The organism is Microcella sp. (assembly GCF_033763155.1).
Classification (GTDB): Bacteria; Actinomycetota; Actinomycetes; order Actinomycetales; family Microbacteriaceae; genus Microcella.
Map to the genome: position 1 here is coordinate 1 of NZ_JANRKZ010000083.1, position 7,023 is coordinate 7,023.

5 protein-coding genes and 2 pseudogenes are annotated in these 7,023 nt (G+C 68.6%); 5 read left to right on the forward strand and 2 right to left on the reverse strand.

Translation table 11 applies throughout. The features are described from left to right. Positions 1–1,348, forward strand: a 1,348-nt coding sequence (locus SFU54_RS03795; RefSeq protein ID WP_319014979.1) for a 2-isopropylmalate synthase, incomplete at its 5' end; no start/stop codon positions are given. On the opposite strand, the gene SFU54_RS03800 is transcribed toward SFU54_RS03795, so the two are convergent. Both SFU54_RS03800 and SFU54_RS03805 read right to left on the reverse strand, forming a co-directional pair. Next, complete coding sequence (locus SFU54_RS03800; RefSeq protein WP_319014980.1) at positions 1,345–2,094, reverse strand: SDR family oxidoreductase; 750 nt, start codon at positions 2,092–2,094, stop codon at positions 1,345–1,347. The two genes, SFU54_RS03795 and SFU54_RS03800, sit on opposite strands and share 4 nt — an antisense overlap. A 219-nt stretch (positions 2,095–2,313) precedes the next feature. Next, positions 2,314–2,958: pseudogene (locus SFU54_RS03805) on the reverse strand (trimeric intracellular cation channel family protein); the annotation flags it as partial. Between the two features lie 156 nt (positions 2,959–3,114). On the opposite strand from SFU54_RS03805, the gene SFU54_RS03810 reads away from it, so the two are divergent. From SFU54_RS03810 to SFU54_RS03825, 4 genes and pseudogenes are all read left to right on the forward strand, one after another. Next, complete coding sequence (locus SFU54_RS03810; RefSeq protein WP_319014982.1) at positions 3,115–3,837, forward strand: NUDIX hydrolase; 723 nt, start codon at positions 3,115–3,117, stop codon at positions 3,835–3,837. After that, positions 3,834–5,120, forward strand: coding sequence for a quinolinate synthase NadA (gene nadA / locus SFU54_RS03815; protein ID WP_319014983.1), 1,287 nt, complete (start codon positions 3,834–3,836; stop codon positions 5,118–5,120). The genes SFU54_RS03810 and nadA overlap by 4 nt, the downstream gene beginning before the upstream one ends. 3 nt (positions 5,121–5,123) lie before the next feature. Next, complete coding sequence (nadB, locus tag SFU54_RS03820) at positions 5,124–6,755, forward strand: L-aspartate oxidase (RefSeq protein WP_319014984.1); 1,632 nt, start codon at positions 5,124–5,126, stop codon at positions 6,753–6,755. Continuing rightward, positions 6,752–7,023, forward strand: a pseudogene (locus SFU54_RS03825) (nicotinate-nucleotide diphosphorylase (carboxylating)); the annotation flags it as partial. The gene nadB and the pseudogene SFU54_RS03825, both read left to right, overlap by 4 nt.

Sequence of the window (7,023 nt, forward strand, 5' to 3'; positions counted from 1 at the left end):
GACGAGCGTGCTGCAGCGCGAGGTGGTATTCCGCACCGACATCGAGGGTGTGAAAGAGATTGCGCTGCAGGGTGCGCGGTGGTGCCAGCAGTACGAGGCGACCGTGCCCGAGACCGAGGTCTTTTACGAGTACAGCCCCGAAAGCTACACGGGCACTGAGCTAGAAACCGCCCTCGAGGTCTGCAACGCCGTCATTGACCAGCTCGCCCCGACCCCCGAGCGTCAGCTCATCATCAACTTGCCGGCGACGGTTGAGATGGCGAGCCCTAACGTCTATGCCGACTCGATCGAGTGGATGAACCGCCACCTTGCCCGCCGCGACTCGGTGATTCTGAGCCTGCACCCGCACAACGACCGCGGCACGGCCGTCGCCGCCGCCGAACTGGGCTACATGGCCGGAGCCGACCGCATCGAAGGTTGCCTCTTCGGCAATGGCGAGCGCACGGGCAACGTTGACCTCGTCGCCCTCGGCATCAACCTCTTCACGCAGGGCATCGACCCGCACCTCGACTTTAGCGACCTCGACGAAATCAAGCGCACGGCCGAATACTGCAACCAGCTCAAGGTGCACGAGCGCAGCCCCTGGGCCGGCGACCTCGTCTACACGGCGTTCAGCGGCAGCCACCAAGACGCCATCAAGAAGGGCTTCGAGGCGATGGCCGCCCGGGCCGAGGCCGAGGGCAAGCACGTCGACGAGCTCGTGTGGGGCGTGCCTTACCTGCCGGTTGACCCGAAAGACCTCGGCCGCACCTACGAGGCCGTCATCCGCGTCAACTCGCAGTCGGGCAAGGGCGGCGTCGCCTACCTACTCAAGACCGATCACGCTCTCGACCTGCCGCGCAAATTGCAGATCGAGTTCAGCGGTGTCGTGCAGGCGAAGACTGACGCCGAAGGTGGCGAGGTCACGAGCGAGCAGATCTGGGCGATCTTCCAAGACGAGTACTTGCCCTCAACCGATCCCGACGCGAAATGGGGTCGTTTCGAGCTGCTCTCGACGCGCACGGCGAGCGACATGACGGGCACCACTCAGTTGACGGCGACGTTGCGCGACGGAGAGGACATCGCCGCGATCGAGGCGACCGGCAACGGTCCGATCGCGGCATTCCTCAGCATGATGCAGGGGCAGGGCATTGCCATTCGCCTGTTCGACTACGTCGAGCACGCGCTGAGCGCTGGCGGGGATGCCCACGCGGCGTCGTACGTCGAGCTCGAGGTCAACGGTCGCACCCTCTGGGGTGTCGGCATCGACCCCGATATCTCGACCGCGTCGCTCAAGGCCGTCGTCTCGGCCGTGAACCGGGCGATTCGCCTCGAAAGCCCCGACCGCACTCTCGTCAACGCGAGCTAGCGAGCCGTCGTTTCCGCCCATTCGGCGAACCGGATGCCCGGCCCGGGCACCCCGGTCGTGTGCAACCCTGCCCGGTAGGCGCCGACGAGCTTTCCGGGCGCGTGCCACTCGACAACCCGCCGCGCCGCGGCCTCGGGTGCGACGCCGCGCGCGGCCAGCCACTGCCGAGCAAGCTCGGCCATGGGCAACGACTCGGGGCCGCCGAGGTCATCGACCCGGCCGTGTGCGGGTGCGGCGCTGACGAGCTCACCCAGTCGCGCGGCCACGGCCTCGGTGCTGATCGGTTGAAACGGAACGTCGAACGTCGTCACGCGGGGCAGGCGACGTTGGGCGCGGAAGAATCCCGCGACGAAGTCGTGAAACTGGGTGGCGCGCAGAATCGTGTGCGGCAGACCCGAGTCAGCAACCATCTGCTCGCACGCGAGCTTCGCGCGGTAGTAGCCGAGCGGCACAGCGTCGACGCCCACGATCGACAGATACACGAGGTGCTGCACACCCTCGGCGCGGGCGGCATGCAGGAGGTTCTGCGTCGCGCGAACATCCGACCGCCGATTGGTCGCGAGGTGCAGCACGGTGTCGACGCCACTGAGTGCCGCGGCGAGGCCCGCGCCCGACTGCAGGTTGGCGACGACGTGATCGGCTCCGGGCCGGCGACTCAGGATGCGCGGCTCGACTCCTGTCGCGCGCAGTCCGTCGACGGTGGGTCGGCCCAGGGTTCCCGTGCCTCCGGTGATCAACAGGGTCACAGCAGAATCCTCCTCGGGGGGCTAGCGGCGCGATTGGCTCGCACCGGGAATGGGGGAGCGGCGGCGGGTGCGGGGCTCAGAGCCCACGACGGGAATCGACGAGGTGGTCGGGTGCAAGTGGATGACACCCGTGGCCGTCGTGACCGTGCGCCCACGATCGACCGCGGCCTCAGCATCCGCATCAGCACGACTGCGCTTCGGCAGGCTCGGTAGCTTGGGCAACCGTGTGATCGCGCGCTGCTCGGGCAGGCTCCAGCCGAAGAGTACCGAGGCCACACGAACGCCGAAGGTCAAGGCCACGCCGATGATGCCCGCGACGAGCACATCGACGTCGAGAGCGAGCAGCACCGCGATCGTGCTCGACCCAGCCGCGGCGGCCACGGCATAGAGAGAGCCCACGTGCATGAGTGCGATGGGCAGGTTGAGCAGCAGGTCGCGCAGAATCGAGCCGCCCACAGCCGCGAGCACGCCGACGAAGACGGCGGCGACTTCGGGCAGGCCGAGAGCGAGCGCCTTGGTCGTGCCGATGGCACCGAAGAGCCCGATCGTCAGGGCATCGAGCACGGTGATGAAGCGATTGAGGCGCCGAAACACCCGCTCGAGCAACATGCCGAGCAATGCCGCGCCCGTGGCCACCACGACGTACCAGTTCGACTGCAGGGGAGCGAGCGGCACATCGAGCAGCAGGTCGCGCAGAAGACCGCCGCCGAATCCCACGACGATGCCGATAATCGCGACGCCGAGCCAGTCGAGCCGACGGTCGCGAAACTGCGCCGCGAAGAGCGCACCTTGCAGAGCGCCGATGCCGACCGCGAGCAAGTCGACCCAGAGGGGGATTACGAAGACCTCGTCCACGGGGTCCATTCTCGTGGTGGATGCCCTCCGCGCCGTCACCCGCGCCCAAACCGCGCACGACTCCTGTTCGTGTCACTCATACCCGAAGTGCTAAACTGCCTTCAGGTCACCCTGACTTTAACAACGGGTAACGCGGCAGAACGTGGTCGAGCGGAAGGAGCATCCATGACCAGCACGACAGCGATTGGGCTCGCCGTGTCGACCGTCATCTTCGCGCTGCGTGCCGACGAGACCGGGGCGCCGCAAGTGTGGCTTCCGCTCGTGCGGCGCACGCGCGAGCCGTTCTTCCAGCGCTGGGCGCTGCCCGGCGGCATGGTGCTCACTGACGAGAGCCTCGAAGGGGCCGCACGCCGCAACCTCGGCGAGACGACGCGCCTCGAGCCGACCTACCTTGAGCAGCTCTATGCCTTCGGCGATGTTGACCGCTCGCCCGACCAACGCATGGTCTCGATCGTCTACTGGGCTCTCGTGCGACCCGATGAGGCCGAGCGTGTGACGCTCGGCGACAACGTGCGATGGTTCCCGGCCGACGACCTGCCCGATCTCGCCTTCGACCACAACCTCATCGTCGACTACGCGCTCTGGCGCTTGCGCACCAAGATGGAATACTCGCGCATCGCCCACGCCTTCCTCGGCCCGCGGTTTACCCTCGCCGAGCTGCGCGAGGTCTACGAGGCCGTGTTGCAAAAGCCCCTCGACCCCGCCAACTTCCGTCGGCAGATGGAGACGAGCGGCGTCATCGAACCCACGGGCGAGGTCGTCACGGGCGGCCGTCACCGTCCGCCGCGCCTCTACCGCTACACGGGCGACGTCGAACTCGTCGACGCTGGCCCCCTGACCAAGACCCCACCATCCGGCACCACCGCACTCGCAAGGATCTCGGCATGACCACCATCGACGCCTCCGTCGCCACGACCATCCGCCTCATCACGAACGGGCAGGCGCCGGGCGAGACCTGCACGCCCGAGCTCGACCAGGGTCCATGGGCGTTCGACGCGACCCCCGGCTATGGCCCCGGCTCGTCGATGCACGACGTCATCCCGACCGGCTCGCCTCGTCAGGGTGCGCTACCGCGCGAGTACCAAGACGCCTCAAACGACGAGCTGCACGCGCGCATCCGTGCCGCGAAAGAGGCCCTCGGCGACCGCCTCGTGATCCTCGGCCACTTCTACCAACGCGATGAGGTCGTTCAGCACGCTGACTTCCTCGGCGACTCATTCCAGCTCGCCAGCGCCGCGCTCACCAAGCCCGATGCCGAATACATCGTGTTCTGCGGCGTGCACTTCATGGCCGAGACCGCCGACATCCTCGCGCGCGACGAGCAGCGCGTGATCTTGCCGAACCTGGCCGCCGGATGCTCGATGGCCGACATGGCCGACATCGACTCGGTGCAAGCGGCGTGGGATGAGTTGCTCGCCGTCTACGGTGCCGAGCCGGACGCCGAGGGCCGCGCCCCGATCATCCCGGTCACCTACATGAACTCGTCCGCCGCCCTCAAGGCGTTCTGCGGCGCCAACGGCGGCATCGTCTGCACCTCGTCGAACGCGAAGACCGTGCTCGAGTGGGCCTTTGAGCGCGGGCAGCGCGTGCTGTTCTTCCCTGATCAGCACCTGGGTCGCAACACGGCAAAGGCCATGGGAGTGCCGCTCGAGCAGATGCCCATGTGGAACCCGCGCAAGCCGCTCGGCGGCTCGACCGAGCAGCAGTTGCTCGACGCGCGCGTCGTGTTGTGGCACGGCTTCTGCAGCGTGCACAAGCGCTTCACGGTTGCCCAGGTCGAGCAAGCGCGTGCTGATCACCCCGGCGTGCGCGTCGTCGTGCACCCCGAGTGCCCCATGGAGGTCGTGGATGCGGCCGACGAAGCGGGCTCGACCGACTACATCCGGCGTGCCGTCGCGGGCGCAACCGAGCCCACGACCTTCGCGATCGGCACCGAAGTGAACATGGTCAACCGGCTCGCGGCCGAATACCCGCAACACACGATCTTCTGCCTTGACCCCGTCATTTGCCCGTGCTCGACGATGTACCGCATCCACCCGGGCTACCTCGCGTGGGTGCTCGAAGAACTCGTCGCCGGTCGCGTCGTCAACGAGATCGTCGTCGACGCGGGCGTGCAGGCCGACGCCAAGCTCGCTCTTGAGCGCATGCTCGCCGCGAAGCCGAGGGACTAAACCATGGCCCACATTCTCGTCATCGGTAGCGGCATGGCCGGCCTCGTCGCTGCGCTGCGCGCGGCCCGTCGCCACGATGTGACGATCGTCACGAAAGATGTGCTGACGGCCGGGTCAACCGCCTGGGCTCAAGGCGGCATTGCCGCGGCCGTTTTTCCCGACGACTCGGCCGCGCTGCACGCGCGAGACACGCTCATCGCCGGGGCCGGGCTGAGTGATCCCGCGGCCGTCGACGTGCTCTGCAGCGAGGGGCCCGCCCGAGTGCACGACCTTGTTGCACTCGGGGTGGCCTTCGACCCTGCGGCGGGTGCCGTTGCGCCGTACACCGAGGTGAGCGACTGGGCCCGCGGGCTCGAGGCCGCGCACTCGGTCGCTCGCGTGCTGCATGCGGGCGGCGACGCCACCGGGCGCGTAATCGAGACAGCGTTGGCTGCCGCCGTGCGCGAGGGGCGCATCCGTGCTCGAGAATTCGCGCGGGCGGTGTCGCTCATCGTTCGCGACGGTGCGATCGCGGGGGCTGTCGTCGAAGGGCCGAACGGGGTCGAGAGCGTAGACGCCGATGCCGTTGTGCTCGCGACGGGCGGCAACGGTCGGCTCTACCGCCACACGACCAACCCCCCGGTTTCGACGGGCGATGGCGTGATTCTGGCCTACGCCGCTGGCGCCGCGATCGCCGACCTCGAATTCGTGCAGTTTCACCCCACGGTGCTGTCGGGCGGCGGGCTCGTCTCAGAGGCCGTGCGCGGCGAAGGCGCGACGCTGCTTGACGCCGAGGGTCGCCGCTTCATGCTCGATGTCGACCCGCGGGCCGAGCTCGCGCCGCGCGACATCGTGGCGCGAGCCATCGCCCGTCAGATGCGGGCACAGGATGGCCAACCGGTGCTTCTCGACGCCACCATGCTCGGCGCCGATGTGCTCGCCGCGCGCTTCCCGACCATCGACGCTCTCGTGCGCGCCACGGGTGTGGACTGGGCTCGCGAACCCGTGCCCGTCACCCCCGCAGCGCACTACGCCATGGGTGGCGCCCTGACCGATATGGATGGCCGCACGACGGTTCCGGGCCTGTTCGCTGTGGGCGAAACCGGGTCGACGGGCGTGCACGGCGCCAACCGCCTCGCCTCGAACTCGCTGCTCGAAGCTCTCGTCGTGGGATGGCGCGCCGGTGACACCGTCGGCGCCGCCGGCTCGGTGCCCGCGCTGCCGTTGCCGAGCTCGGCAGCACCCGGCGCAGCATCGGCAGGTGAGCTCGATACTCCGGTTCCCGTCGTCACCGCCACGGCCGACGACGCCCTTGCGAATGGGGGCGCCGCGATGACGGCCGACCGCATCCGTGATCGGGCCTGGCAGGCACTCGGTCTCGAGCGCACGGGCGACGAAATGACCGAGCTTGCTCGAGAGCTCGCGGCTGCCCACCCCGCCGACGACGAATCTCGCTCGCTGTTGCCGCTCGCACGCCTGACGGCTGCCGCCGCGCTCGCGCGCACCGAGTCACGCGGCGCGCACTGGCGCCACGACTTCACCGACACCGACCCCACGCAGCGCGTGCGTCGCGTGGTCGTGCGCCCCGGCGGGGCAGCCGCAGGCTGGAGCCGATCGGCCGACGCCTCCGTGATCGTCGAGGAGGTCCCCGCATGACCGACGACCTGCAGGGGCTCACGCTCGCAGGCGTGACCGACATCGTCGATCGCGCTCTCGCGGAAGACGCCCCCTGGGGCGACGCAACGAGCGAAGCCGCCATCCCCTCGAACGCCACCGCGACCGCGCGCATCGTGAGCCGAGTCGACGGCGTCTTTGCCGGTGGGCTGCCGCTCGAGCTCGCGTTCACGCGCGTCGACCCCACACTCGTCGTCGAGCGACACCTCGCCGATGGCGACGCGATGGTACCAGGCACGGTTATTGCCAC